22 protein-coding genes and 1 pseudogene are annotated in these 25,040 nt (G+C 64.0%); 10 read left to right on the forward strand and 13 right to left on the reverse strand.

Features of this window, described 5'->3' with window-relative positions:
- Positions 1-2 precede the first annotated feature (2 nt).
- The 8 genes and pseudogenes from pdeM to N805_RS28020 form a co-directional block, all read right to left on the reverse strand.
- On the reverse strand, positions 3-653 hold the full coding sequence (gene pdeM, locus N805_RS27985) for a ligase-associated DNA damage response endonuclease PdeM (RefSeq protein WP_028614129.1): 651 nt from the start codon (positions 651-653) through the stop codon (positions 3-5).
- Positions 650-3,112, reverse strand: a complete 2,463-nt coding sequence (locus N805_RS27990) for a ligase-associated DNA damage response DEXH box helicase (protein ID WP_019471890.1) — start codon at positions 3,110-3,112, stop codon at positions 650-652. Before N805_RS27990 ends, pdeM begins: the two co-directional genes overlap by 4 nt.
- A gap of 66 nt (positions 3,113-3,178) precedes the next feature.
- Positions 3,179-4,294 (reverse strand): succinylglutamate desuccinylase/aspartoacylase family protein, encoded by a 1,116-nt coding sequence (locus N805_RS27995; protein ID WP_019471889.1) that lies wholly within the window; start codon positions 4,292-4,294, stop codon positions 3,179-3,181.
- 144 nt (positions 4,295-4,438) lie between these two features.
- Positions 4,439-6,097: an ATP-dependent DNA ligase gene (locus N805_RS28000; protein WP_019471888.1), complete on the reverse strand. Its 1,659-nt coding sequence runs from the start codon at positions 6,095-6,097 to the stop codon at positions 4,439-4,441.
- Positions 6,094-7,110: a ligase-associated DNA damage response exonuclease gene (locus tag N805_RS28005; RefSeq protein WP_019471887.1), complete on the reverse strand. Its 1,017-nt coding sequence runs from the start codon at positions 7,108-7,110 to the stop codon at positions 6,094-6,096. The genes N805_RS28000 and N805_RS28005 overlap by 4 nt, the downstream gene beginning before the upstream one ends.
- A 118-nt stretch (positions 7,111-7,228) precedes the next feature.
- On the reverse strand, positions 7,229-7,567 hold the full coding sequence (locus N805_RS28010) for a hypothetical protein (RefSeq protein ID WP_019471886.1): 339 nt from the start codon (positions 7,565-7,567) through the stop codon (positions 7,229-7,231).
- Between the two features lie 107 nt (positions 7,568-7,674).
- A pseudogene (locus N805_RS28015) lies at positions 7,675-10,115 on the reverse strand (penicillin acylase family protein).
- Between the two features lie 103 nt (positions 10,116-10,218).
- Complete coding sequence (locus N805_RS28020) at positions 10,219-11,559, reverse strand: PLP-dependent aminotransferase family protein (RefSeq protein ID WP_019471884.1); 1,341 nt, start codon at positions 11,557-11,559, stop codon at positions 10,219-10,221.
- A gap of 172 nt (positions 11,560-11,731) precedes the next feature.
- Here N805_RS28020 and N805_RS28025 point away from each other — a divergent pair, with 172 nt between their 5' ends.
- From N805_RS28025 to N805_RS28040, 4 genes are read left to right on the forward strand one after another with little or no spacing between them, the layout of a single operon-like run.
- On the forward strand, positions 11,732-12,445 hold the full coding sequence (locus N805_RS28025; RefSeq protein WP_019471883.1) for a serine O-acetyltransferase: 714 nt from the start codon (positions 11,732-11,734) through the stop codon (positions 12,443-12,445).
- On the forward strand, positions 12,442-13,230 hold the full coding sequence (locus tag N805_RS28030; RefSeq protein WP_019471882.1) for an alanyl-tRNA editing protein: 789 nt from the start codon (positions 12,442-12,444) through the stop codon (positions 13,228-13,230). Before N805_RS28025 ends, N805_RS28030 begins: the two co-directional genes overlap by 4 nt.
- A complete protein-coding gene (locus N805_RS28035) occupies positions 13,227-14,438 on the forward strand; it encodes an MFS transporter (protein WP_019471881.1) in 1,212 nt (403 codons plus the stop codon). The genes N805_RS28030 and N805_RS28035 overlap by 4 nt, the downstream gene beginning before the upstream one ends.
- On the forward strand, positions 14,435-15,337 hold the full coding sequence (locus N805_RS28040) for a pyridoxal-phosphate dependent enzyme (protein WP_019471880.1): 903 nt from the start codon (positions 14,435-14,437) through the stop codon (positions 15,335-15,337). The genes N805_RS28035 and N805_RS28040 overlap by 4 nt, the downstream gene beginning before the upstream one ends.
- A gap of 24 nt (positions 15,338-15,361) precedes the next feature.
- Here N805_RS28040 and N805_RS30365 read toward each other — a convergent pair whose 3' ends face one another.
- Genes N805_RS30365 through N805_RS28060 form a run of 4 tightly spaced genes read right to left on the reverse strand, consistent with a single transcriptional unit; the run spans position 15,362 to position 17,034 of the window.
- On the reverse strand, positions 15,362-15,565 hold the full coding sequence (locus N805_RS30365) for an SEC-C metal-binding domain-containing protein (protein ID WP_019471879.1): 204 nt from the start codon (positions 15,563-15,565) through the stop codon (positions 15,362-15,364).
- A 7-nt stretch (positions 15,566-15,572) separates the two neighbouring features.
- Positions 15,573-16,058 (reverse strand): LEA type 2 family protein, encoded by a 486-nt coding sequence (locus N805_RS28050; protein ID WP_019471878.1) that lies wholly within the window; start codon positions 16,056-16,058, stop codon positions 15,573-15,575.
- 2 nt (positions 16,059-16,060) lie between these two features.
- Positions 16,061-16,537: a YchJ family protein gene (locus tag N805_RS28055; RefSeq protein WP_019471877.1), complete on the reverse strand. Its 477-nt coding sequence runs from the start codon at positions 16,535-16,537 to the stop codon at positions 16,061-16,063.
- A 2-nt stretch (positions 16,538-16,539) separates the two neighbouring features.
- Complete coding sequence (locus tag N805_RS28060; protein WP_019471876.1) at positions 16,540-17,034, reverse strand: DUF6231 family protein; 495 nt, start codon at positions 17,032-17,034, stop codon at positions 16,540-16,542.
- A 159-nt stretch (positions 17,035-17,193) separates the two neighbouring features.
- Here N805_RS28060 and N805_RS28065 point away from each other — a divergent pair, with 159 nt between their 5' ends.
- From N805_RS28065 to N805_RS28080, 4 genes are all read left to right on the forward strand, one after another.
- Positions 17,194-17,886, forward strand: coding sequence for an OmpA family protein (locus tag N805_RS28065; RefSeq protein ID WP_019471875.1), 693 nt, complete (start codon positions 17,194-17,196; stop codon positions 17,884-17,886).
- 89 nt (positions 17,887-17,975) lie between these two features.
- Positions 17,976-18,695, forward strand: coding sequence for an OmpA family protein (locus N805_RS28070; RefSeq protein WP_019471874.1), 720 nt, complete (start codon positions 17,976-17,978; stop codon positions 18,693-18,695).
- 98 nt (positions 18,696-18,793) lie between these two features.
- Positions 18,794-19,069 carry a DUF1145 domain-containing protein gene (locus N805_RS28075; RefSeq protein ID WP_019471873.1) on the forward strand — a complete coding sequence of 92 codons (276 nt, stop codon included), beginning with the start codon at positions 18,794-18,796 and terminating at the stop codon, positions 19,067-19,069.
- Positions 19,062-19,820 carry a hypothetical protein gene (locus N805_RS28080; protein ID WP_019471872.1) on the forward strand — a complete coding sequence of 253 codons (759 nt, stop codon included), beginning with the start codon at positions 19,062-19,064 and terminating at the stop codon, positions 19,818-19,820. The genes N805_RS28075 and N805_RS28080 overlap by 8 nt, the downstream gene beginning before the upstream one ends.
- Positions 19,821-19,969: 149 nt before the next feature.
- On the opposite strand, the gene N805_RS28085 is transcribed toward N805_RS28080, so the two are convergent.
- Entirely contained in the window at positions 19,970-20,434 is a 465-nt protein-coding gene (locus tag N805_RS28085; protein WP_019473748.1) for a CopD family protein, read from the reverse strand.
- Positions 20,435-20,532: 98 nt separating this feature from the next.
- Between N805_RS28085 and dinG the strand changes: the two genes are divergently transcribed.
- Complete coding sequence (gene dinG, locus N805_RS28090) at positions 20,533-22,677, forward strand: ATP-dependent DNA helicase DinG (RefSeq protein WP_019473749.1); 2,145 nt, start codon at positions 20,533-20,535, stop codon at positions 22,675-22,677.
- Between the two features lie 79 nt (positions 22,678-22,756).
- Positions 22,757-24,991 carry a beta-galactosidase gene (locus N805_RS28095; RefSeq protein ID WP_019473750.1) on the forward strand — a complete coding sequence of 745 codons (2,235 nt, stop codon included), beginning with the start codon at positions 22,757-22,759 and terminating at the stop codon, positions 24,989-24,991.
- Positions 24,992-25,040 lie beyond the last annotated feature (49 nt).

Genomic DNA, 25,040 nt, shown 5'->3' on the forward strand with positions numbered 1-25,040 from the left:
CTTTACAGCGGCCAGACGCGCCCTGCGCCAGCCAGGTATACCCGGCCGTTACCATCGGGGGCGATGGTCCAGCCGCCGGTGAACTCACCGAATGCGGGTAGCAGGCTCACGCCTTCGTCGATCAGGAAGCATGGCAGGCGCAGGCGCTGGCGGGCCTTGCCGCGCAGGACGAACACCGGGTGCACATGGCCTGCCAACACCGGGTGGGTGGGGTGGGGCCGGGGTTCGTGCTGTAGCGCAAACGGCTCTAGTATCCAGGGTTCATCCTGCACCTCGATGCGCAGCGAAGCGGGTGGATCGCCCGCGTTACGATCATGATTGCCGCGTAGCAGGACTATGTGCAGGTTCTCATGCCGTTCGCGCCATTGGTGCACCTTGGCCAGCGTTGCGGGTGCCCGGGCCGTTCGGGCATGAAGAAAATCGCCCAGGATGATCAGTCGCTCACAGTCATGAGAGGCCAGCAAGGCATCCAGCCGGGCAAGTGTGGCCTGGGTGGTGCCGCGGGGCACCGGTTGATGAAGGGCGCGGTAGCTGGCGGCCTTGCCGATGTGCACGTCTGCCACCAACAGGGCGCGGCGGGCGGGCCAGTAGACGGCCTTGTCGGGGAGCAGCCAGAGCGCCTGACCACAGTGCTTGATGGGCTGATGATTCATTGTTCAGCCGAGTCCATAGACGCAGCGCTCTCCAGGTCAGCGACCATCCGCGCAATCCGGTCCGCCAGTTTTTCGGTGCTCAGCGTCTCGCGCATGCCCTCCACCAGCAACGCAAACGCCAACGGCCCCGGCCGTTTCAACAGACGCAGGTCCAGCTGCAGGCTGCCCATCTTCAGCAATTGCTGATGCAGCCGTTCGATTTCCAGCTCCTCGCTCAGCACTTCGTCCCGCGCCTGGCCAAGCAGCAGATTGTCGGCGTCATGCTTGCGGAAAACCTCGTAGAACAGCCCACTGGATGCCTGGATCTGGCGGGTGCTTTTCTGCGCCGCGGGATACCCGCCAAACACCAGCCCGGCTATCTGGGCGATCTCACGAAAGCGCCGCAACGCCATTTCCCCTGCATTCAGGCTCGCCAGTACGTCCTCCAGCAGGTGCTCGGTAGCAAGCGCCTGCGGCAAATACGCTGCCCAGTCCACGTTGCCAGGGCTGAGCAGTTCGAACCCGTAATCGTTGACGGCAATCGACACCGACAGCGGCTGCACGCGGCTGACCCGCCACGCGATCAGGTTGGCCAGGCCCAGGTTGGCCATGCGCCCGGCAAACGGGTACATGAACAGGTGCCAGCCCTGGCGGGATTTGAACGTTTCGGCGAGCAGCGTGCCGGTAGTGGGCAACGCTGACCATTGAGCCTGTAGCGCCAGCAGCGGGCGCACCGCGCGCATCTCGGGGCCGTCGAAGCGCTTGTGGGCTGCGGCGTCGAGTTGTTCGACCAGCGCGTCGGCCAGTTCGCTGGAGAGCGGCATGCGTCCGCCGTTCCAGCGTGCCACTGCTGCCTTGCGCGCTGTGCTGCGGCGCACATAGGCCGTCATGTTTTCCACGCGCACCAGCTCCAGCACCCGCCCGCCAAATACCAGGGTATCACCGGGCCGCAGGCGGGAGATGAACGCTTCTTCGACACTGCCCAGTGTCTTGCCCCCGCCGCCCTTGCTCCAGTATTTCAATTGCAGGTGGGCATCACTGACGATGGTGCCGATGCCCATGCGGTGGCGCCGCGCCAGGCGTTCGCTGGGCACGCGGTATGTCCCATCGGCCTGGCGTTCGACGCGCTGGTAGTCCGGGTAGGCGCTGAGTGAGCCGCCGCCGTGGCAGACGAAGTCCAACGCCCACTGCCACTGGCTGTCGCGCAACTCGGCGAACGCCCAGGTGCTGCGCACTTCGGCCAACAGCTTTTCGGCGCGAAAGCCACTGCCCAGGGCCATGCTGACCAGGTGCTGCACCAGTACGTCCATGCACAGCCGTGGCGAGAAGCGCGCTTCGATATGCCCGGCTGCCAGTGCCTGGCGCGCCGCCGCTGCTTCCACCAGTTCCAGGCTGTGAGTAGGCACCAGGGTTATCCGCGAGCGCCGCCCCGGTGCATGGCCGGAGCGACCGGCCCGCTGCATCAGGCGGGCAATGCCCTTGGCCGAGCCTATTTGCAGCACCCGCTCCACCGGCAGGAAGTCCACGCCCAGGTCCAGGCTGGACGTACAGATCACTGCCTTCAGGTTGCCTTGCTTGAGGCGGCGCTCGACCCAGTCACGGGTATCTCGGGCGAGCGAGGCATGGTGCAGGGCAATCAGCCCGGCCCAGTCGGGGCGGGCTTCAAGCAGGGCCTGGTACCACAGTTCGGCTTGGGCGCGCGTGTTGGTAAACACCAGGCAACTGGCGCTGGTGTCGATCTCATGGCTGACCTGTTCGAGCATCTTCAGGCCCATGTGCCCGGCCCAGGGGAAGCGTTCGATCGCCGCCGGCAGCAGGGTATCGACCTGCAGCGTCTTGTCCTGGCGGCCCTCTACCAGCAGGCCGCCTTGGGGCAGCAATACGTCCAGCGCGTGTCGCAGGTTGCCGAGCGTGGCAGAGAGGCCCCAGGTGGGCAGCGCGGGGTGCCACTGGCGCAGGTGGGCCAGGGCCAGTTGCAGTTGTACCCCGCGCTTGTTGCCCAGCAGTTCGTGCCATTCGTCCACCACCACCAGGCGCAGCGTGGCGAAATCCTCGCGGGCCTGTGCCCGGGTCAGCAGCAAGGTCAGGCTTTCGGGGGTGGTTACGAGCACGCTGGGCAGGCGCCGAGCTTGGCGGGCGCGTTCGGCGCTGCCGGTGTCGCCGCTGCGCACCCCCACGCTCCAGGGCAGCCCGAGCTCATCAAGCGGCGCTTGCAAGGCACGTGCAGTGTCAGCGGCCAGGGCACGCATGGGCGTGACCCACACCACCTGCAATGCCACAGGTTGGCGGCCCTGTGGCAGGGCCTTGAATGCACGTAGCGCGGCCAGCCATACCGCGTAGGTCTTGCCTGCACCGGTACTGGCATGCAGCAAGCCGGATTCACCCCGTTCGACGGCTGCCCAGACGCGTCGCTGGAAAGCGAACGGCTTCCAGCCGCGTTTGGCAAACCAGGCATTGGCAAGGTCGGTGGCCGTAGGCATGAGGCAGTGGTCCGTCGAAGGTTGTGCTTCTACAGACCAGCCGCCAGGGGCAATGGTTTTACCGAATCAGTTGCCCAGCAGGTAGCCGCTGCGGCACACCTGCTCGCCTGCCACATGGGCGATGACCATGCCCGCCGTTGCCATGCGCCGCACGCTGCGGGCGTACAACAGGCCCGGCTGGCTGTTGCGTATGGCGGTCACCCGGTCGCTGAGAGGGTCGATGATTTCTGCGATCAACTGGCCGGCTTCCAGGTGCTGCCCTGGTTTGGCGTGATACACCAGCAAACCGCCCAATGGCGTCGATACCGGCTCGACAGCGGCCAGCGCAGTGGCGGGGTTGAGCAAGGCCGGCAAGGCGGGGCTAGTGCCTTCGATGACACCCGCGTGGGTCAGGAAGTCGATTATCGCCTGGCAATCTTTGCTGGCCAGGTCATGGCTGACATCCGCCTGGCCGCGCAGCTCGACAGTCACCGAGCAGCAGCCCAGCGGGATGGGGAAGCGCTTGCCGAAGCGTTGCTGCAACTGCCACCAGACCAGGCTGAAGCATTCGTCGAACGACTGCCCGCCCGAGTCGGTGGCCAGCAGGCTGGCCTGGGCGCCCAGGTAGCGGGCCAGCGGCTCGATTTGCGGCCAGGCGTCGGGCGTGGTGTACAGGTGCTCGACCGCCTCGAAATCGCAGTGCAGGTCCAGCACCAGGTCGGCGTCGCAGGCCAGGCGCTGCAGGATAAGGCGCTGGGCCTGCAGGGGCGTGCGGGCCGGGTGAGCGTCCAGCCCCCGGCGCAGGTATTCGCGAATCAGCGCGATGTTGTGCGCAGGGTCCTGGGCCAGGTGTTCTTCGATCTGGTCGCCAATGCTGTCCGACAGGTCGACGAAGTTGCGGTTGAAGTTCTCGCCGCTTTGCAGTTCGAAGCGCCCCAGTGGCGCATCCAGCAGCACTTGCTCCAGGCCGACCGGGTTGGCCACCGGTACCAGGATGATTTCACGCTGCAGGCGGCCTTGCTGCTCAAGTGCCATCAAGCGGCGCTTGAGGTGCCAGGCCACCAGCATGCCCGGCAGCTCGTCGGCGTGCAGCGAGGCCTGGATATAGACCTTGCCGCCACCGCGGGGGCCGAAGTGAAAGCTGTGCAGTTGGCGAGTGATGCCCGGAACGGGTGAGAGCAGGTCGTGGGTTGAATGGTGCATGGTGGTCCTGGATGCGTGGCGAATACGGTCTGCGACACGGGTCGGCTCAAAGATAGAAGCATAATTTTTAGCGTTGCGCCTCCCTGTCACCGCGCAGGCCTCTTCGCGGGCACGCCCGCGAAGAGGCCGGGGGCCGGAATCGCCTCAGGCCAGCAATGCCTGCAAGGTTGCCAGGTCATCCGCCTCTTCCACCGGCTTGTCCAGCCGCCAGCGCAGCATGCGCGGAAAGCGCACGGCGATGCCGCTTTTGTGGCGCTTCGATAACGCGATGCCTTCAAAGCCCAGCTCGAACACCAGCGTCGGCGTTACGCTGCGCACCGGGCCGAAGGTTTCCACTGTGGTCTTGCGGATAATGGCGTCGACCTTGCGCATTTCTTCGTCACTGAGCCCGGAGTAGGCCTTGGCAAAGGGCACCAGTGCGCGCCCCGGGGTGCCGGCCGGTGCGTCCCACACGGCGAAGGTATAGTCGCTGTACAGGCTGGCCCGCCGGCCGTGGCCACGCTGGGCGTAGATCAATACGGCATCGACGCTGAACGGGTCGATCTTCCACTTCCACCAGGTGCCCATGTCCTTGGTGCGCCCCACGCCGTACAGGGCTTCACGCTGCTTGAGCATCAGCCCCTCGACACCCAGGCTGCGTGATTGCTCGCGCTGGCGGGCGAGGTCGGCCCAGTCCGGGCCTTCGAGCAGCGGCGACAGCAGCACCGGCGCCAGTGGGTGGTCTTCCACCAACCGTTCCAGTTGCCGGCGGCGCTCGTGCTGCGGCCGGTTGCGCCAGTCCTCGCCTTGCCATTCCAGCAGGTCGTAGGCTTGCAGTACCACCGGGGCATCGCTCAGCAATTTTTTGCCCAGCGTCTTGCGCCCGATGCGCTGCTGTAACAGGGCAAAAGGCTGTACGGCCAGTTCTGCGGGGGTAGCGCCTGGCTTCCATACCAGGATTTCACCATCCAGCACGACGCCATCGGGTAACGTCTGCGCCAGGCTGTGCAGCTCGGGGAAGCGTTCGGTGACAAGCTCCTCACCACGCGACCAGACCCACAGTTGGCCCTCGCGCTTGACCACCTGGGCGCGAATACCGTCCCATTTCCACTCGATCTGCCAGGCACTTGGCGGCCCGAGCAGTGTGTCGAACTGTTCGGTTGGCGCTTGCAGCGGGTGGGCCAGAAAGAACGGGTAGGGCTGGCCGCCGCGCTGGCTGTGTTCATCGGCCGACTCGGCGGCGATCAGCATCTGGTAGCTGGCCGCCGTGGGGCGGTGGCTGATATCGGTGTAGCCGACCATCCGCTGGGCCACGCGTTTGGCGTCCAGGCCGGCCAGTTGCGCCAAGGCACGGGTGACCAGCAGCTTGGACACGCCCACGCGAAAACTGCCCGTGATCAACTTCAGGCACAGCATCAGGCTGGGGCGGTCCAGCTGCGCCCACAGCGGCTGCAGGCGCTGCTGAACCTGCTCCGGCGGTAGCCCGCGCAGGGGCAGCAAATACTGCTCCACCCAGGTGGCAAGGCCTTCATCGCTGCCATCGGCGTGTATGGGCAACAACAGCGAAATGGTTTCGGCCAGGTCGCCCACTGCCTGATAGCTTTCTTCGAAGAGCCAGTCCGGCAACCCGGCCCGGGCGGTTGCCTGTTCGCGCAACACGCGTGTGGGCACCAGCTGGCGCGGGCGCCCGCCGGCCAGAAAGTACACGGCCCAAGCCGCATCCTCGGCGGGGGCACTGGCGAAATAGTCGCGCAGGGCCTCAAGCTTGGCATTGCTGGAGGTGGTCGCATCCAGGCGCAGGTACAACGTGGCGAAGGCTTTCATGGTGTGGGTTCAGTAGTGACAGCGTCGTCCTCGTCGCCGTATTCGGTGGCGAAGGCGCGGGCATCAAGGCCTTGTTCGTTGAGGTAGCGCACCAGCACGTTGACCGAGCCGTGGGTGACCATCACCCGTTCGGCGCCGGTCTGGCCGATTGCCCACAGCAGGCCGGGCCAGTCGGCATGGTCCGAGAGCACGAAGCCACGGTCCACACCGCGCCGCCGGCGAGTGCCGCGCAGCAGCATCCAGCCACTGGCGAACGCATCGCTGTACTCGCCGAAGCGGCGCATCCAGCTGCTGCCGCTGGCCGAGGGGGGCGCCAGGACCAGCGCCTGGCGCAGCAAAGGGTCGTTGCGCGGGATATCGCCGGCATAGCGCGTCTCTGGCAGGTGTATGCCGGCGTCCCGGTACACCCGGTTAAGAGGCTCGACGGCGCCATGCACGAGGATCGGGCCGATGCTGGGGTCCAGCCCATGCAGAATGCGCTGGGCCTTGCCGAAGGCATAGCAGAACAGCACGCTGGCCTTGCCCTGTTCGCTGTTGGCCCGCCACCACGCGTTGATGTCGGCAAAAATCTCGCCCTGGCTGGGCCAGCGGTAGATCGGCAGGCCGAAGGTCGATTCGGTGATGAAGGTGTGGCACGGCACCGGTTCGAAGGGGGCACAGGTGCCATCCGGCTCAACCTTGTAGTCACCAGAGGCGACCCAGACTTGGCCCTGGTGCTCCAGGCGCACCTGCGCCGAGCCCAGCACATGCCCGGCCGGGAGCAGGCTCAGGGTCACGCCATGGTGTACCAGGCGCTCGCCGTAGGGCAGGGTCTGCAAGTTGATGTCTTGGCCCAGGCGGCTACGCAGGATGCCGGCGCCGGGGCTGGCGGTCAGATAATGGCCATTGCCAGTGCGTGCATGGTCACCGTGGCCATGGGTGATCACGGCGCGGTCCACGGGCCGCCAAGGGTCTATGTAGAAATCACCGGGCGGGCAGTAGAGGCCTTCTGGGCGGGCGATGACGAGGTCCATGGCAATCCCGTTATCTGAGGGCTTGCCAGTTCTGAGCCTCATCGGGCAGGTAAAGTTCGAGTGACACGCAGCCGCCATCGCACAAAGGGGGCGATGGCCGCATTTAGTCAGTCACTGTTCAGCGCAGAGACATTTTCCAGCCGGATGCCATGGCCTCGGCAACGCTGATCTTTTCTGCGTAGGCAATATTCTTGATGAACCCGCCGTGCACCAGCCTGGGGGATGTATGGAAGTAGTCCCAGCGGGTGGTGCCATCTTCACTTTGCAGTTCCTGCATATTGACGGGCACTTCAAAGGTGACCGGCGAGTTGACCGCCGCTTCGGAAATTTCAACGTCGATCATGCCGTAGCTTGCATGCTCATTGCCTGCCCACAGCTGCAATTCAATGGTGCTGCCATCTGGAATTTCTTGCGTTGCTGGCCAGGATACTTCGATCTTCAGGGTTTCAGCGGTCATTACGAACATCCTCTAAATGAAGTGAAGCCGCGTGTGCTGATACAGCGCACGCGGTATAGAGGAGGTTAAAGACCTGGATCGGGGATAAGGAGTTGGAAGCTTGACCCCTAGCGGGCCGGTACCAGTGTCAGCCGCTGGTTGCCAAACGCCCGCCCGAAGTTCTGCGGCTGTAGCGGCAGGCTCATGAAGCGCCCTTTGAGCCAGGCATCCAGGCCGTCATTGTAATGCACGCTGGCCGGGTTGCCGGACTGCCCGCTGCTGGTCAGCACCTGCAACGGTTCGGCCTGGCCAAAGTCGACGATCATCCGCGCCGAGGCCGGCAGGCGGGTGTCGAAGTCGCTGCCCCAGGCGTACGGCGTGAGCGCCAAGGTCGTGAAGTCGCCCCGGCAGCCAGCGGCGCACGGCTGATTCCATCGCCCAGGCCATGGTAGGCCGGGGTCGGCCAGCGGTACTGGTGCAGCTTGCCCCACTGCCAGGCGCGGCGGTCGGCGCCCAATTGAGCGAAGCCGGCATCCACCGCGCCAGCCAGGCTGCGGGCGAGGATGGTTGGCTTGTCTTCCTTCTGCGGGGTATTGCGGTCATCCCAGAACGGGCTGTCATCGCGACCCAGCAGGTGATCTGCCTGCGCCGAGAACGACAAACGAGCATTGTTGACGAAGGCCTGCCAAGCCGGGCCGGACTCCGGGCCAAGGTCGTCGAGGAACGTCTGCCGTGCAACTTCCTGGAGGAACAGCTCATACAGCGCTGCATCGGCCGACACCGGGCTCAGACGGCCGTCGAAAGCCTTCAGCCGGGCCAGCGCGTCTTTGGCCTTGTCGCGCTGTGCGGCGGGCAGGGCATCGATCGCCTGCTTCAGTGGCTGGGCCATGCCAGGGGCATCGAACATCTGCTTGAGCTTGTCGGCCAGCAGGGTTACCTGATCGTTTTGCAGGGCCATCAGGCTGCGGCTGTCGTGGCGGCCATTGCCGGCCAGCTGGGCCAGGCGTTCAGCGCGTTCCGGGTAGTACCAGGTGCTGGACAGCTGCATGCCATAGCCACGTGGCAGGCTGCGCTGGTTGGCGTGGCCGATCCAGCCGGCGGGTGGGTCCTGGTCGTAGGGGTGCAGCATCGGGTCGGCATAGCCGTCCCAGTCATAGCGCCCGTCCCAGCCCGGCGAGGGCAGCAGGCCCTGGCCTTCGCGGCGATTGGGGTAGCGGCCACTGACTTGCCAGCCGATGTGCTCAGGTTCGGCGAAGACGAAATTGAGGGCAGCAGCCGTCACTTCACGGGTGCTGTCGAAGGCGCGCTCGACGTTCTTGGCCCGGGTCAGGTCAAACAGCGCATCCAGGCTGCGGTCACCCTTGAACTGCGGTAGGTTCAGCGCCAGGCCCAGGCTTGCGTTGTCGGGTTGGGCCAGCAAGGTGCCGTGGCGGGTGTCGTACATCACCTCGCGCAGCGGGCGCTGGCCACGGACAAAGAAGGTTTCGCTACGGGCGCGGGCCGGCAGCCATTTGCCATCGGCCAGGTAGCTCAGCTGGCTGCCCTGGCGACGCAGTTGCTCCAGGTACAGGTCCTGGTTGTCGGCCATCACGGCGCTGCTGCTCCAGGCCAGCTTGCCGTTGTAGCCAGCCAGCACGATCGGCAGGCCGGGCAACGACAGGCCGGCGACCTGGTACTTGCCCGTGTGGATTTGCACCGGGCTCAGGGCCCAGGCGGCGCGGCTGTCGCTGGCCAGCAGGCTCTTGCCACTGCGGCTGCGCTGCGGGCCCAGCGCCAGGTTGGCCGAGCCCGGGCTGCCGAGCAGGTCAAGGTCGGCCAGTTTCTGGCTGGCGGCCGCCAGCGCCTGAAGGCCAGGCAGCTGGCTGGCCAGGTTCAGGCCCTTGAGCTTGTCCACTTCGCTTTCAGCCAGTGGCTCATCCGGGGCGCCGGGCAGCAGCCAGGCCAGTTTGTCGCTGCCAGCCTTCTGGGCCAGGGTCAGGGCGCTCAGTTCTTCCTGCAGGTTCACCGACTGGCTGAACGCGTACAGGCAGAAGATCAGCGCCGAATCCTCAGGCTTCCAGTATTCGGGGCGATAGCCACTGTTGGCCAGATCGGCCGGCAGCTTGTCGCGGTAGCGGAACAGGTAGGCGTTGACCCCGCGTGCATACACTTCGAAAAAGCGCTTGAGCCGTGGCGATGCGTCGGCGTATTGCTGGGCGGCGCTCTGCTTGAGGTTGGCAGCGCGCATCAGGCGGTCGATGTCCAGCGCTTCGCTGCCGGCCAGTTCGGCCAGGCGACCCTGGGCCAGCAGGCGCATGGCGATCATCTGCTCGATGCGGTCGCCGGCGTGCACATAGCCCAGACTGAACAGCGCATCGTGGAAGCTGCTGCTTTCGATCAACGGCGCGCCCATGGCGTTGCGGCGTACCGAGACGTTTTGCGCCAGGCCTTTGAGCGGCTGCACGCCGCTGGTCGGTGGCACGCTGTCCTGATGGCCGCCCGTCTGGCAGCCGGCCAGCCCGAGCATGCCGAGCAGCGTGGCGGCGGTTGCAAACCGCAGGCGGAAGGGAGGAAAGGCGGGGGCGGCCATGACAAGGGCTCCTGCAAGGCGAGGCGGGTTTCGAAAGGCGCTAAGGTAGTAAGCGCGCAGGCGCCATGCAAGGTCCCATGTCGGTTTATTTACCTGCGCAGGCTTAAACGATGAAGTGGTCTGCCAACGTCTCGGAAAAATGCGTGCAGTTGATGCGCGCATAGCGTCGGTAGTCACGGGTGACCGCAAACGCAGAGCCGGGCATCAGCAGGATCTTGTGCTGCTCCAGTTTGCGCACCAGGGGTTGCAGGTCTGGCAGGTCCGGGTGATAGACCCAGAGGAACATGCCCCCTTGCGGCGCGATCTCGAACTGCCAGCCACGCTCGAGCAACAAGCGTTGGGTCTGGACCTGTTGCCTGATCAGGCGCTGCTGCACATCCTTCATATGCCGGGCATAGGTGCCGTCCGACAATATGGTGTTGACGAAGCGCTCGCAAAACGCAGGCACGGCAACGCAGGTCAGCAGTTTCAGGCGGGTCAGCGGTTCTATCAGGTCTTGCGAGCAGGCGATGAAGCCCACGCGCAACGAGGCGGACAGGCATTTGGAAAAACTGCCGATGTAGATGACCCGGTCAAGGTTGTCCAGCTCGGCGAATGTCTGGCGCACGGCAGGGCTGAAGTCGCCGTATACATCATCCTCGACCACGTAGAACTCGTGCTCCACTGCCAGGCGCAGCACGCTGAAGGCGTTGTGCGGGCTGATGTTGCTACCGGTCGGATTGTGGAAGGTGCTGTTGCAGAAGAACGCCTTGACCTTGTGCCTGGCCAGGTGGCTTCTCATTTCTTCCACGTCCGGCCCGTCCTGGGTCCGTCGAATGCCGACGACGTGCCCGCCCGCCAGCTGGATCAGCTTGATCAGGTTGCCATTGCCCGGTTCATCGACAAAAACGTGGTCGCCCGGCTTGATCAGCAACCGGGCAACCAGGTCCAGGCCTTGCGTGGCACCCAGGGTGGTCAGCAACTGGTTGGGGCGGGCTTCGACACGGGTCAGCCGCTTCATGTGCACGCACAGCTGCTTGCGCATGGGCAGGTAACCCTGGATATCGCCATATTCGGCCAGCGAACTTTGCTCCAGCCGCGCCGTGCGGCGAATCGCCTTGGCCAGCAGCTCGGTGTCGCGCCACGCTGGGGGCAGCCAGCCGCTGCCCAGCTTGGTGTAGTGCTGGCCGCCCTGCAGCAGACGGAAAAGCGGATCGCCCGCCATGCACTCGGGTTCATGGATCACGCTGGTTTGCCGGGTGCGGTTTGCGACGAAGTAGCCGCGGCCGGGCGAGGCCGTCAGCACACCTTCGCTGACCAGCTGGGCATAGGCCGAGACGACGTCGTGGTAACTGAAGTCGACCGCCGCCGTCAGCTTGCGAATGGAGGGCATGCGTTGCCCTGGCAACCATTCGCCTGCATCCAGGCGTTGTTTCAACAGGTGATGAAGGCTGCAGGGGTTCATGGCAGGTCCGAAACCGTTAGAAAAAAAAGCCTAACAGTTAACGGAAATGCTTGTCGACTGTTCGTTTGCTAATGGCCAGTACATGCCACTATCCCCTTGTCGGAACTTTCGGCTGCCAGCAAAGGCGGCACTTTTAGCGTCTGTGCAGACCAGACAACTGGATATCAAGCCCATGCATACTATGGACATGCAATCAGCCGTCATTGCCAGGCTCCCTGTGCCTGACGAACTGGCGTCATTCAAAGTTGTGAAAAACCTCGTGACCTCGGCGTTATTGGAGTGCTGTTCACTCGACGAGTTTGAAGCACTTAAGCAAACATCGATTATTGAAAGTGTTTCAGAGCAGGCCCATGCCGACTTGCAGGCCTTTGCCCAGAAAGACCCGGCTGCTGGCCGCGACCTGGTATTTATTGCAAGAACCTATACCTCCTATTCTGCGGTGCTTCATTATCGGCTTGCCCATTGGATCTACAGCAATACGGCTTCTATATACGGTGCTGGCGGCCAATGCCTGGCCGCCATGATCTCCAGACGCGGGAAAATGCTCTCCGGTGCGGAAATCCATTTCCGCAGCCGCATCGGTGCGCGCTTCATCATCGATCACGGCATGGGCACCGTCATTGGTGAAACATCGACCATTGGTGACGATTGCTACGTGCTCGGCGGCGTCACTCTGGGCGCCCGCGGTATCAGCGACAACCCTTCGAGCCCTCGGCACCCGACCGTCGGCAACCGAGTCCAGATCGGCGCTTTCGCCAGTGTGCTCGGCGCTATCCATGTCGGTGACGGCGCATTCATCGGGCCGGGCTGCATTGTTACAAAAGACGTCCCTGCCGCGGCCCGGGTACAGGTAAAAACATCATTGCAGGTGGTACTGGAATCATGAACGCTCTGAACTATGAAGTTTTGCGTAATACCGAGAAGCTGTATTACAAGGACCAGTATCTGGCGGGCGCCAATACGCAAGTAACGCGGGTGCACAGTGACGGTATCGAGTTGCAAAGTACCGTGGCCTATCCGGAAGGTGGCGGCCAGGAGGCTGATGTCGGCACGATTGAACTACCGATCGGTACCGTGCGATTTATCTGGGTTAAAAAACTCTACGGTAGCCCTATTCGCCTGGAGGGTTTCAAAGGCGGAAAACTGGGCGGCATCATCATTCACAGCCTGCACCCTGATGACTTGCATCTGCTGGATGAAGTCACCGTTGGCATGCCGGCCCGCGTCACGATTGATACTGAACGGCGCGAACGGTTGACGCTGTCTCACAGTGCCAGCCACTTCCTGTATGCCGCGGCCATCAGCCTGCGAGAAGAATTGAAACAGTGGACCATTGGCTGCCATATCAAGGAAGACTCGGCGCGCTTCGACTTTCTGGTCGAAGACGCATTCACTGCCGAAGAGGTGGTTGAGATAGAGCGGCTTGCAAATGAGCTGATCGCCTGCGATGCGCCCATCGAGCACTACGCGGTGCACGGCCTGGAAGACGCGCGCTTGTGGACCTACAACGGCATCGAAATCCCGTGTGGCGGCACACACCTTGAGTCGCCTCGGCGCATCGGGCGCGTGTCCGTGCGCCGCAAACGCCTGGGCAAAGGCAAAGAGCGGCTGATCTGTGTGTTCCCAGATGCCGAAATCGATGTGTCCACCTATCACGAGCCTGCGCTATGAACAGCACACTCCCGCGGCGTACCTATCTGTACTTCACCGCACAGTCGATCAACCTGACGACCGCCGTCATGTCCGTGACCATGGCTGCCATCGTCGGGGCCGCATTGGCGCCGGCTGCTGCGTGGTCCACCGTGCCCTACGGGTTCCAGTTTCTCTGCCTGATGCTGGCAACGTACCCGGTCTCCAGGTTGATGAGCCGTATCGGTCGCAAGAAGGCGTTCATGCTGGGGTCGATCCCTTTGGCAGCTTCTGGTATCAGCGGTTACCTGGCGGTGGAGTACCAGCATTTCCAGCTATTGGTGTTGAGCCATTCGGCGTTGGGCATTTATATCGCCTTTGCCAACTTCAACCGCTTCGCGGCCACTGACAACCTGGCCCAGAGCCTCAAGCCCAAAGCCCTTTCACTGGTTGTGGCGGGGGGCGTCATTGCCGCCGTGGTGGGGCCGACACTGACCGAGTGGCTGAGGGACGTTGGCGGGTACCCGCTGTTTTCGCTGTGTTATGCCTCGTTCGTTGGCCTGGCGCTGATGTCGCTGATGATTGCCATTTGCCTGCCCAACGATACCGGCACCGCCAAGGCAAGTCAGCAAGCGCATAAATCGGCCAGTCCCCGCGCCGAACCCTTCAGCCCGTCGGTGAAAGTTGCCATGGCGGTTGCGGCGCTGAGCTACGGGATCATGAACCTGCTCATGATTCAGGCATCGATGCACATGAAACACATGCATGAGGACTTCTCTGACGTCCGCCTGGCAATCCAGTGGCATGTGGTAGCGATGTTTGCACCGTCATTTTTCACCGGCGCAATCATCCAGAAGCTGGGCATCAAGACCACCATCTGTGCCGGGCTCGCCCTGTTGATCGGTTGCTCGGCGCTGAATATCTGGTCGCACAGCTACGCGATGATGACCCTGGCGCTGATTGCCCTCGGGCTGGGCTGGAACCTGACCTATGTCGGCGGCGGCGCACTGCTTGCCCAGGCGCTGCAGAACAGCCCTGCAGCGATGCAGATGCAGGGCAAGAACGACTTGGCTATTGCCATTTTGGCAACCGTCGGTGCGTTCAGCCCATCGCTGTTGCTGAGTACGGTTGGCTGGGATGGCACCAATGCCATCTGCATGGCCCTTTGTATCGGTTTGCTCTTCGCCACTGCTGGCCTGCTGCAGAACAAGGCCTGTTTGCACACTTCAATGGAAGGTAGCCGCAAATGAGCGAGCTCATCAGCGTCAGCGAACGCATTTACACCAAGCTGGAAATGAACAACCCTGGCGGCAGCCACAAGTACCGCGCAGCCCGGCATATCGTCGAACATGCCTTGCGCAACGGCGACATTATCCCGGGTGTGACTACGGTCATCGAAAAAACCGGTGGCAGTTTCGGTTTCGGCTTGCTGGCGGCCTGTCACAAGTACCAGGTTGCCGTGGAGCTGGCGGTAGGGCTTGGCTTCAGCCAGACCAAACGGGATTTGCTGGAGTGTTTTGGTGCCAGGCTGATCGGCAAGGAAATGCTGGTGGCCGGGGCCACGCCCAAGGATGTCGTGATGCATCATCTGGATAACCAGGCGGCGATGGGCAAGTCGTATTTCTATACCGACCAATTCAATAACCCAGTGGGCATCGAGGCCCATCGTTACCAGACGGCCGGCGAGCTCGCCGTGCAATTGACCAATGTCGGGGCTGGGCGGGAAATCCTGTTTGTCGGTTGCGCCGGCACTGGCGCAAGTTTCACAGGTATCACCCTGGGGCTGAAGGACCACGGTTTCGAGGTGTCGACAGTGTTGGTCGACCCCAGCGGTTGTGATTCAAGGGCGGGTGTGTTCACCGACCATCGCTTTGAAGGCATGGCGGTGGGTGTTTGCCCGCCCTTCATGGACTGGTCGCTGGTGGACGAGCGGGCCCAGGTGCAACATGCAGAAATGCTGGCTGCACAGCGCTGGTTCTACATGCAAAGTGGCATTTTCGTGGGGAATACCGCCGCAGCCTGCCTCGCCGTTGCCCAGCGCATGGCACAGCACCCGCGCTATGCCGCGACCACCCTGGTCACCATCGCCTACGACGCGGGGCTCTGGTACCAGGACTTGCTAGGGGCGACCCGGCGAAAGGCCGCGTAGCAGACTTTTAATCGAGCCAGTCGATCAGGCGCCGTGGCACTTCTTGAACTTTTTCTCGCTACCGCAAGGGCAAGGGTCGTTACGGCCAACGTCCTTCAGGGCGTTGCGTACCGGCTCCTGGTGGCCGTGGTTGCAGTGCGGGCCGTGTACATGGCCATGATCGTGGTGGTGGTCATGATCATGGTCGTGGTTGCAGTCAGGGCCATGAACGTGGGGTTGTTGGGACATTGCAGGGTTACTCCGGGATGTGATCGCCGGGGATTATCTCACCACTGCGCGATAAGTGCAGGTCCCGATGGATGAACAACCCGGTCGCCAGTTCGCCCTGCAGGGTGTAGTGCAGCGGCTGCCTGCTTTTGAGCAGCTTGGCCAGGGGCTTGAGGTGCTGCCACAGGTTGGTTCGCGCGGTGATCTTGAAAGTGCGCCGGGCGTGCCCGCCCACGCTGCGCCAGACACTGGCTTCGTCCTGCACCAGCAGCAGGTCGTTGAGGCGTATTGCATACGACAGGTTGCGGATGAACAGGCGGCTGTCATTGGGGTTGTCGACCCGCAGGTGCAGCACAAACTCCTGCTCCAGCAACCTGGCCTTGACCGTTTCGACCTCGACCAGGTGCACTTCGGGTTCGCGCCACTCGTCACCCCCCCAACTGGCACAGCCCGCCAGCAACGCCAGGCATGCCATCAGTGTGCAGGGCAGCAGCAGGCGGGCGCGGGCCATCATGTTCAGCTACCCACGTAACTGGCGCAGCATTTCTTGAACTTCTGCCCGCTGGCGCAGGGGCAGGGGTCGTTGCGCCCGGCCTTGAGCCCGACCGTAGGGTCGATGAAGTACCAGCGCCCGCCATGCTGGACGAACGCCGAACGTTCACGGTGCTGGTGATCGCCATCCTGGTCGTGCCAGCGTGCGGTGAAGGTGACAAACCCGTGCTCCGGCTGGCCGCCCAGCACTTCGGCGCCTTCCACCTCCAGGCCCAGCCAGGTGCTCTGGGCGCTCCAGGCAGCCATGGCGGCCTGGTCCAGGTCGGCTTGCTGGGCCGGCAGGGTGGTGGCGACCAGGTAATCGACCAGACCCAGCACGTAGGCGCTGTAGCGTGAGCGCATCAGCGCCTGGGCATCGGGTGCCGGGGTGCCGGCATGGTAATGCCCGCAGCAGGCGTCGAGCAGGTTGCCACTGCCGCAAGGGCAGACCGAGACACTCATCATCACCACCAGTACTTGCCGAAGTTTTCAGGGTTGGCCCAGAACCTGGCGTTCAGCCAGTCCGGGACCTGCTTGTAGTCATGTAGATCATAGGTGAACAGGCTCAAAACCTGCTGGTCACGGCGGAATTTCTCGCTGGCCGACAGGGCCAAGGCAAAGAAGTCGGTGTCTTGCCAGCCGCAGGCGGCCAGGTCGGCCAGCACCGCTACCCGGCTGGCATTGAGGTTGCGAATGCCGCCGAGCAGTTCCAGGCCGGTGCGCTTGGGCAAGTGTTCCAGGCAGTCCACCAGCACCGCCAGGTCAAAGCGTTGGGCCGCCAGTTCGGCCGGCAGCGGGCCCGGGGCAGCAGTGGCGATAGTCACCTGGGGGTGCGCCTGGGCGAAGGCGTCCAGCGCCGGAAAGCGCGTGCCGACCAGCAGCAGGCGTTGCGGGGTGAAGCGCTCGAGCAGGGCCGCGAGGGCCTGCTGCGGGGTGCGTTGGGAAAAACCGTCGGTCATTGCCAGTCCTCGTTCAAGTCGTCCAAGACTAGCGGGCCGCGGCGTGCGGGCAAAGCGCATTGTGACCACGTCGTGGCTTATTGCTGGCAGGGTTGGAATGCGCGGTCTTTACTCCCACAGATCGGCCTTATGCCGATTCCCCCTAGGAGAAGCAATGAAATGAGCATAGTACGCACAGCGTTACCCCTGGTACTGCTCACCAGTGTGTTGACTGGTTGTGCAGGTTTGCAAAAAACCGACTGGCCGAAGTGTGCCGCCGTCGGGGGTGTAGGCGGCGCCGCTTTGGGCGCTATTGAAAGCTCCAGCTGGGCTGGCTGGGGTGCGTTGCTGGGCGGTGGCCTGGCGGCGGGTTATTGCTGGGCCCATGGCGATGGCGACGAGGATGGCGACGGTGTGCCGGACAGCCGTGACAAGTGCCCGGGCACACCGCGCGGCGTGCAGGTGGATGCCAACGGATGCCCGCCTGAGCCGGTAGCAGTGGTGGAAGAAGTGGTGGTGCAGAAGGAAGAAGTCATCGTCATCCGCGATGTGCACTTCGAGTTCGATTCTGCGCGCCTGACCGCCAGTGACAAAGAGCGCCTCAATACCATTGCCACACGCCTGAAACAGGAAGCGCCGTCTGCCCGCCTGAGCGTCAGCGGCCATACCGACAGCGTCGGCTCCGACAATTACAACCAGAAACTGTCCGAGCGCCGCGCCCATTCGGTGACCGATTACCTGGTCGAGAGCGGTGTACCGCGCAGCAGCTTCGTTTCGGTGGTCGGTGCCGGTGAAACCCAACCGGTAGCTGACAATGCCACGGCCGACGGGCGTGCCATGAACCGCCGTACCGAAATCAAGATCCAGCGGTAAGGCGGCATGCGCCCGTGCCTGGAGCAGTGGCACGGGCGCGTCTTCATGCCGGTCAGCCGTTTGTGGCCAATGACACAGGAGCATTCAGCATGAGTGTGACGTCGAAGGCGGCGCTGCCGTTGTTGGTGGCTGCCAGCCTGCTCGCGGGCTGCGCTACCCACAGCGATGGTAGCGCACCGCTCAACCAAAGGACCTGGCCCATTTGCAGCCTGCTGGGTGGCCTGGCCGGTGGCGGCCTGGGCGCTATTGAAAGTTCTACCTGGGCCGCAGGTGGCGGCGCTCTGGGCGCCATCGCCGGGGGGTTGATCTGTTACGCCCAGGATGGTGACGAAGATGGCGACGGTATTTTCGACCGCCGCGATCATTGCCCCGATACCCCCGCCAACACCGCAGTCGACCACATGGGTTGCCCCCTGAAGGTATACCCGGCAGCGCCGCCCGCCACTGCACCTGAGCCCTCGCCAGAGGTGATCATCCTCGATGACAATGGCGCGGTGATGTTTGCCTTCGATTCCGCCGACCTGACCCCGGCGGCGCAGCAACGTCTGCAAGGCCTGGTGGCGAAACTCGATTCACCGACGATAGCCAAGGTGAGCGTGATCGGGCACACCGACAACGTGGGGGCCGACAGCTACAACCAGGCGCTTTCCGAGCGCCGTGCCAGCAGCGTTGCCGAGTACCTTATCAGCCAGGGCCTGGAGCCGGGCAAGGTCACCAGCCAGGGCCGCGGCGAAAGCGAGCCGATCACCGATAACGAAAGCGAGGAGGGCCGCGCCCGCAACCGACGGGTGGAGCTGCATCTGAACTGAGCGGTGCTGGCGCCTGCCTTGGCATTGCAGTTACTGTTGGTCCCACGGCCCGCTCGAACGGGCCGTCTCGACATAACAACACTCTATAGGGGCGGGGTATGAAGTTCATCCTGGGCGTGGGCAAGGTCCTGACGGTCGCTTTCTGGGGGGTGGTGTTGTTCAATCAACTGATGCCACAACCTTTGCCCTTCAATCTGCTGATCAATGCCGCTGGCATCGTCCTGTTCAGCTTGCACCTGCTCGAAGTGCTGTTCTTCAATGGCAGCCTGCGGGGGCGCAGCCACCGCTGGTTCGACCGTTTGCAGATCCTGCTGACAGGTATCTTCCATGTCATGTCCATTCCCCGTGCGCAGGAGGCGCCGCGAAATGCGTAATCTGATGTTGCTGGCCATGTTGGCCGCCCCCCTGGCCCAGGCTGAAAGCCTGGAGGTCGCCGCCAATTCCATGCTGCGCCTGCCCGACAAGTCGGCCAGCGTGCACTTTACGCACCTGCGTGTCGCCGATGCGGCAACCCTGCTGCTGCCTGCCTCGCTTGCGCAATTGACGGTGGATCAGCTGGAACTGGGGCGTGATGCGCGTATCGCCATTGCTCCCTCCGACAGCCTTCTGGTGATCGAGGCGCGTAGCGCGAGGTTGGGCGAGGGCAGTGAATTCAGTGCCACCGGCGCGGCGGGTAGCTATCAACGGGCAGCTCGCCCGGGCCGCAGCCTCGACCTGAAACTGGTTGAAGTGGATGCCGAGCGGGTTGCGATCGATGCCCGTGGTGGCGCGGGCGCGCCGGGTTATGTGGGGCTTGATGGGGGCAATGGGCAGGCGGGTGGCTGCACCTGGGGGCAGGCCAGCCGTGGTGCCAATGGCGATGACGGCGGCAACGGGCACGATGGCGCGCCGGGTGGGCGCATTCGCCTGAGCGTGCCGCAGGGGTTCCCGCAAGAGCGCGTTGTCGTGCGCCTGGATGGCGGCGCCCCAGGCAAGCCTGGGGCGGCGGGCAAGGCGGGTAAAGGTGGGGCTAGCAAGGGTTGCCTGGTGTACAGCACCGATGCTGGCGCCAATGGCCGGCCAGGGCAACCTGGGCAGCCCGGCCTGGCAGGCGCCGCAGGTGAGCTGATCTTGCAACACCTCTGAGCCACACCGCGCACCCCTGTAGGAGCGGCCTTGTGTCGCGATGGGCTGCGCAGCAGCCCCCGGATTCCAGCATGTTGCCTATATTGCTGGGGCTGCTGTGCAGCCCATCGCGACACAAGGCCGCTCCTACAGAGACCGCGTAGAGCCTGTCAGAACATCAGGCGCGAGCTGGCAACTGCAACGATCGCCAGGCCCAGCAGCAGGTTGACCCCCACCATCCGCCGAATGCGCCCGAGTACCGCCGCCCCCGTCGGCCAGTCCTCGGCTTGCACCGCCGTCTTCAACTCCGGCAGCAGCAACGCCTGAATGCGCATGAACAAGGCAAACATGGCGATGCCCCCACCAATCATCACCTGCACGTACTTCGGTGCAGTCTCTAAGCCGCTGAAACGCATGTGCAACATGCCGATACCACTTATCGCCAAAATCGCCACCGCCACCCAGACCCAGCCGAAGAAGCGTCGGAAAACTTCCACCCACAGCCGCAGCCGCGCAGGCCCTTCAAGGGCTGCAACCGTTGCCGGGCGCAGCACCAGCCAGGCGAAGAACATGCCGCCGACCCATACCAGGGCAGCCAGAACATGCAATGTGTAGGGCAGGGCAAAGGCGAGCATCCGGATCTCCATGCGGCATAAAGGGCAATAGCGGGGTATGATAGCCGCCCCATGCGAAACACTGAAAATATATCCAGCCCGACGGGCGCCTGCAGACCATGATCAGCACCGAACTCAAAGCCACCATCCAGGGCGCCTACTCGCGTTTTCTCGAAGCCAAGAGCCTTAAGCCTCGCTATGGCCAGCGCCTGATGATCGCCGAAGTGGCCAAGGTACTTGGCGACATTGCCTGCGACGATGAAGGCCGCCGCGCCGGCGAGCCTGCCGTGGTCGCCGTGGAGGCGGGCACCGGTACCGGCAAGACGGTGGCCTACAGCCTGGCCGCCATCCCGGCCGCCAAGGCTGCCGGCAAGCGCCTGGTGATCGCCACCGCCACCGTGGCCCTGCAGGAGCAGATCGTCTTCAAGGACCTGCCCGACCTGATGCGCAACAGCGGGCTCAACTTCAGCTTTGCCCTGGCCAAGGGCCGTGGCCGCTACCTGTGCCTGTCCAAGCTCGACATCCTGCTGCAGGAGGGCCACGCCCAGTCGGCCACTGCCCAGTTGTTCGAGGAAGAGGGCTTTCGCATCGAGGTCGACGAGCGCAGCCAGAAGCTGTTCAACAGCATGATCGAGAAGCTGGCCGGCAACCGCTGGGACGGTGACCGTGACAGCTGGTCAGAAGCCCTGGAAGACCAGGACTGGGCCCGCCTCACCACCGACCATAGCCAGTGCACCGGCCGCCACTGCCCGAATTTCCAGCAGTGCGTGTTCTACAAGGCCCGTGAAGGCATGGGCAAGGTCGACGTGATCGTTACCAACCACGACATGGTACTGGCCGACCTGGCCCTGGGCGGCGGTGCGGTGCTGCCGGACCCGCGCGACACCATGTATGTGTTCGACGAAGGCCACCACCTGCCAGACAAGGCCATCGGCCACTTCGCCCACTACTCCCGCCTGCGCTCCACCGCAGACTGGCTGGAACAGACCGCCAAGAACCTGACCAAGCTGCTGGCCCAGCACCCGCTGCCCGGCGACCTGGGCAAGTACATCGAGCAGGTGCCAGAGCTGGCGCGGGAAGTGCGCACCCAGCAGCAGTTCATGTTCACCCTCTGCGAGCAGGTTGCCGACTTCCGCCCCAGTGAAGACACCGAGGGCCGGGAGCGCCCGCGCTACCGCTTCGAAGGCGGCGTCGTTCCGGAACAGATGCGCGAAGTGGGCATCGAGCTGAAGAAGGGCTTTGCTCGCCTCAACGATTTGTTTACCCGCCTGGCGGACCTGCTCAAGGAAGGCATGGACGGCGAGGTGAATATTGGCATCGCCAGCCACCAGGCCGAAGAGTGGTACCCGTTGTTCGGCAGCCTGGTCACCCGCGCCCAGGGCAACTGGGAACTGTGGACGGCCTTTACCGCCGAAGACCCTGAAGACAGCCCGCCCATGGCTCGCTGGCTGACGCTGGCCGAGAGCGGTGCAATGTTCGATATCGAAGTCAACGCCAGCCCCATCCTCGCCGCCGAAATGCTTCGTCGCAGCCTGTGGAGCGTTGCCCACGGTGCGCTGGTGACCTCGGCGACGCTGACCGCGCTGGGCAAATTCGACCGCTTCCGCATGCGCTCGGGTCTACCGCGTGATGCCGTAACCTGTGTGGTGCCCAGCCCGTTCGTGCACGGCGACGCCGGTCTGTTGCGGGTGCCCGACCTCAAGGCTGACCCCCGCGACGCGGCGGCACACACCGCGGCAATCATCCGCGAGCTGCCGAACATCGTCGAAGATGCCCGTGGCGCACTGGTGCTGTTCTCCTCGCGCAAGCAGATGCAGGACGTGTTCGATGGCCTGGACCGTGACTGGCGCAAGCTGGTACTGATCCAGGGCAACCTGTCCAAGCAGGAAACCCTGAACAAGCACAAGGCGCGGGTCGACGATGGCCAGCACAGCGTGCTGTTCGGCCTGGCAAGCTTTGCCGAGGGTGTCGACTTGCCTGGCGCCTATTGCGAGCATGTGGTGATCGCCAAGATTCCGTTTGCCGTGCCCGATGACCCGGTCGAAGCGGCGCTGGCGGAGTGGATCGAGGCCCGCGGCGGCAACCCGTTCATGGAAATTGCCGTACCCGACGCCTCGCTGAAGCTGATCCAGGCCTGCGGTCGCCTGCTGCGCACCGAGCAGGATCGCGGTGTCATTACCTTGCTTGACCGGCGCCTGGTCACCCAGCGCTACGGCAAGGCTATTCTCAATGCGCTGCCGCCGTTCCGGCGGGAGATTTCCTGACCGCCGGAGCACTTGCTCTGGCGCGTTGTCCATTACTCAGTCTGGGCCCGTGAGTGGCCTGAAGGAGAGCCCCAGCCTCATGGTCCGCCTCACCCTGCCCGCCGTTTTCGCCCTGTTGTTCAGCTCGCCGTTGCTGGCTGGGCAGCAGACGCTGTTCAGCTTCGTGCGCCCGGCCTCGGTGGTCAATGTGGCGACCGAGGATGCCGGCATGCCGCAGTACAACGCGGAGCAGACGGCCGAGGGCGAGGTGTTGCGGCGTGTAGTGTTCAACCCGGTCGAACGGCCGACCCTGCGCCTGAGCCCGCAAGGCGGGACGTGGGACTGGTCCGCCGGGCAGTTCCTCACCTTGCGTCTGCAGAGCGCGATGGACTGGGCGCTGACGGTGGATGTCACGGTGCAAGGTAGCGATGGTCGCACATTGACCAGCCGGATTGACCTGCCGGCCGGCCCGGCGCAAACCGTGATGGTGCCGCTGACCGCCAGCTCGCCGCTGAGCCAGGGCATGCGCGCCGGCCCGCCCATGCCGTGGAGCCATGGCGGCCAGCGCTTGCTGTTGACCAGCAGCGCTGGCGCGATCGACCTCAAGCAGGTGGCCTCGGTCAGCCTGAGCATCCCCAGCCCCAAGGTTGCGCAGAACCTGCTGATCGAGCGGGTGGGTATCCAGGATGACGACCAGGCCTACAAGGCGGCCTACCAGGACCTGATCGATGCCTATGGCCAGTCCACGCGCGCCAATTGGCCCGAAAAGGTCGCCAATGACGAGCAGCTCAAGGCGGCCGATATGCGTGAACAGCAGCAGCTCAAGGGCTGGCTGGCTGAGCGTGGCAAGCAGCAACTGGACGGCTACGGCGGGCTGATGGCCGGGCCGGCGTTCGAGGCCAAGGGCTTTTTTCGCACCGAAAAGCGTGATGGGCGCTGGTACCTGGTAACGCCGGAAGGGCACCCGTTCTATTCCCTGGGGGTGAATGCCGTCGCCGCAGATGGCGGGCGTACCTACGTCGCCGGCCGTGAAGGCATGTTCAAGGCCTTGCCGGGCGAGGGCGATGCACTGGCCGCATTCTACGGTGAGGGCAACAACGACGATGGCAATGCCTCGTCGCAAGGGCGCAACTTCAAACAAGGGCGCTGGTTCGACTTTTATGCTGCCAACGTGCAGCGTACCTACGGCAAACCCTGCGCGCCTGCCGCAGAAGGGCAGCCCGCCAACTGCCCGCCACTGGTGCTGGACGCTGCCCGCTGGCAGGCGCATGCGCTGGACCGTTTGCTGGCCTGGGGTTTCAACACGGTCGGCAACTGGAGCGAGCCCGCCCTGGGCCAGGCCAAACGTATGCCCTACACCTTGCCGCTGTCGATCGTGGGTGATTACGCCAGCATCAGCACCGGCATGGACTGGTGGGGCAGCATGCCCGACCCGTTCGACCCGCGTTTCGCCATGGCCACCGAGCGCGCCGTGGCCATTGCCGCCCGTGATCACCGTGACGACCCTTGGCTGATCGGCTACTTCGCCGACAACGAGCTGGCCTGGGCTGCCCCTGGCAGCGACCCTAAAGCCCGGTATGGCCTGGCCTACGGCACTTTGCGCCTGACCACCGATGTACCGGCCAAGCGCGCCTTCCTCAAGCAGCTACGTGACAAGTACCGCAACCAGCAAGGGCTGTCCAAGGCCTGGGGCATCGAACTGGCCGCCTGGGAACTCATGGAAGACCCGGGCTTCGAGGCGCCGTTGCCCGACCCGGAACACCCGGAAATCGAGCGCGACTACCAGCACTTCCAGCAAGTGTTCGCCGAGACCTACTTCAAGACCATTGCTGACTCATTGAAGTGGCATGCCCCCAATCACCTGCTGCTCGGTGGCCGCTATGCGCTCAGCACGCCAGAGGCGGTCAAGGCCTGCGCCGAGTTCTGCGATGTGCTCAGCTTCAACTTCTACACCCTCAAGCCGCAGGACGGCTACGACTTCGCCCGCCTGGCCGAGCTGGACAAGCCGGTGCTGGTGTCCGAGTTCCAGTTCGGTTCGCGTGATCGCGGGCCGTTCTGGCCGGGGCCGCTGGAGTTGGCGCGGGAAGAAGACCGCGGCCCGGCCTACGGCAACTTCCTCAAGGCGGCCCTGGCGCAGCCGATGATCGTTGGTGCGCACTGGTTCCAGTACCTCGACCAGCCAGCCAGCGGCCGCCTGCTGGACGGCGAAAACGGCCACCTTGGGCTGGTGGCGATCACCGATGTGCCGTACCCGGGTTTTGTCGACGCCGTGCGCAAGAGCAACCTGCAGGTGATGGACCAATTGCGCACACAGTTGGAAAAACCGGCTCCCTGAGCACAAGCTACCGTTCGTCGCGACCATTTGGCCCAAGCCGGTTTGCAAA

This window comes from Pseudomonas putida S13.1.2, from assembly GCF_000498395.2.
GTDB classification, from domain to species: Bacteria; Pseudomonadota; Gammaproteobacteria; order Pseudomonadales; family Pseudomonadaceae; genus Aquipseudomonas; species Aquipseudomonas putida_Q.

Excerpts from the sequence above, each read along its gene's own strand:
- N805_RS27990 (WP_019471890.1), bottom strand. The coding sequence starts at position 3,112 with ATGCCTACGGCCACCGACCTTGCCAATGCCTGGTTTGCCAAACGCGGC.
- N805_RS28000 (WP_019471888.1), bottom strand. The coding sequence starts at position 6,097 with ATGAAAGCCTTCGCCACGTTGTACCTGCGCCTGGATGCGACCACCTCC.
- N805_RS27995 (WP_019471889.1), bottom strand. The coding sequence starts at position 4,294 with ATGCACCATTCAACCCACGACCTGCTCTCACCCGTTCCGGGCATCACT.
- N805_RS28035 (WP_019471881.1), top strand. The coding sequence starts at position 13,227 with ATGAACAGCACACTCCCGCGGCGTACCTATCTGTACTTCACCGCACAG.
- N805_RS28075 (WP_019471873.1), top strand. The coding sequence starts at position 18,794 with ATGAAGTTCATCCTGGGCGTGGGCAAGGTCCTGACGGTCGCTTTCTGG.
- N805_RS28020 (WP_019471884.1), bottom strand. The coding sequence starts at position 11,559 with ATGAACCCCTGCAGCCTTCATCACCTGTTGAAACAACGCCTGGATGCA.
- dinG (WP_019473749.1), top strand. The coding sequence starts at position 20,533 with ATGATCAGCACCGAACTCAAAGCCACCATCCAGGGCGCCTACTCGCGT.
- N805_RS28025 (WP_019471883.1), top strand. The coding sequence starts at position 11,732 with ATGCATACTATGGACATGCAATCAGCCGTCATTGCCAGGCTCCCTGTG.
- N805_RS28055 (WP_019471877.1), bottom strand. The coding sequence starts at position 16,537 with ATGAGTGTCTCGGTCTGCCCTTGCGGCAGTGGCAACCTGCTCGACGCC.
- N805_RS28095 (WP_019473750.1), top strand. The coding sequence starts at position 22,757 with ATGGTCCGCCTCACCCTGCCCGCCGTTTTCGCCCTGTTGTTCAGCTCG.
- N805_RS28085 (WP_019473748.1), bottom strand. The coding sequence starts at position 20,434 with ATGCTCGCCTTTGCCCTGCCCTACACATTGCATGTTCTGGCTGCCCTG.
- N805_RS28080 (WP_019471872.1), top strand. The coding sequence starts at position 19,062 with ATGCGTAATCTGATGTTGCTGGCCATGTTGGCCGCCCCCCTGGCCCAG.
- N805_RS28060 (WP_019471876.1), bottom strand. The coding sequence starts at position 17,034 with ATGACCGACGGTTTTTCCCAACGCACCCCGCAGCAGGCCCTCGCGGCC.
- N805_RS28040 (WP_019471880.1), top strand. The coding sequence starts at position 14,435 with ATGAGCGAGCTCATCAGCGTCAGCGAACGCATTTACACCAAGCTGGAA.
- N805_RS28065 (WP_019471875.1), top strand. The coding sequence starts at position 17,194 with ATGAGCATAGTACGCACAGCGTTACCCCTGGTACTGCTCACCAGTGTG.
- pdeM (WP_028614129.1), bottom strand. The coding sequence starts at position 653 with ATGAATCATCAGCCCATCAAGCACTGTGGTCAGGCGCTCTGGCTGCTC.
- N805_RS28005 (WP_019471887.1), bottom strand. The coding sequence starts at position 7,110 with ATGGACCTCGTCATCGCCCGCCCAGAAGGCCTCTACTGCCCGCCCGGT.
- N805_RS30365 (WP_019471879.1), bottom strand. The coding sequence starts at position 15,565 with ATGTCCCAACAACCCCACGTTCATGGCCCTGACTGCAACCACGACCAT.
- N805_RS28070 (WP_019471874.1), top strand. The coding sequence starts at position 17,976 with ATGAGTGTGACGTCGAAGGCGGCGCTGCCGTTGTTGGTGGCTGCCAGC.
- N805_RS28010 (WP_019471886.1), bottom strand. The coding sequence starts at position 7,567 with ATGACCGCTGAAACCCTGAAGATCGAAGTATCCTGGCCAGCAACGCAA.
- N805_RS28030 (WP_019471882.1), top strand. The coding sequence starts at position 12,442 with ATGAACGCTCTGAACTATGAAGTTTTGCGTAATACCGAGAAGCTGTAT.
- N805_RS28050 (WP_019471878.1), bottom strand. The coding sequence starts at position 16,058 with ATGATGGCCCGCGCCCGCCTGCTGCTGCCCTGCACACTGATGGCATGC.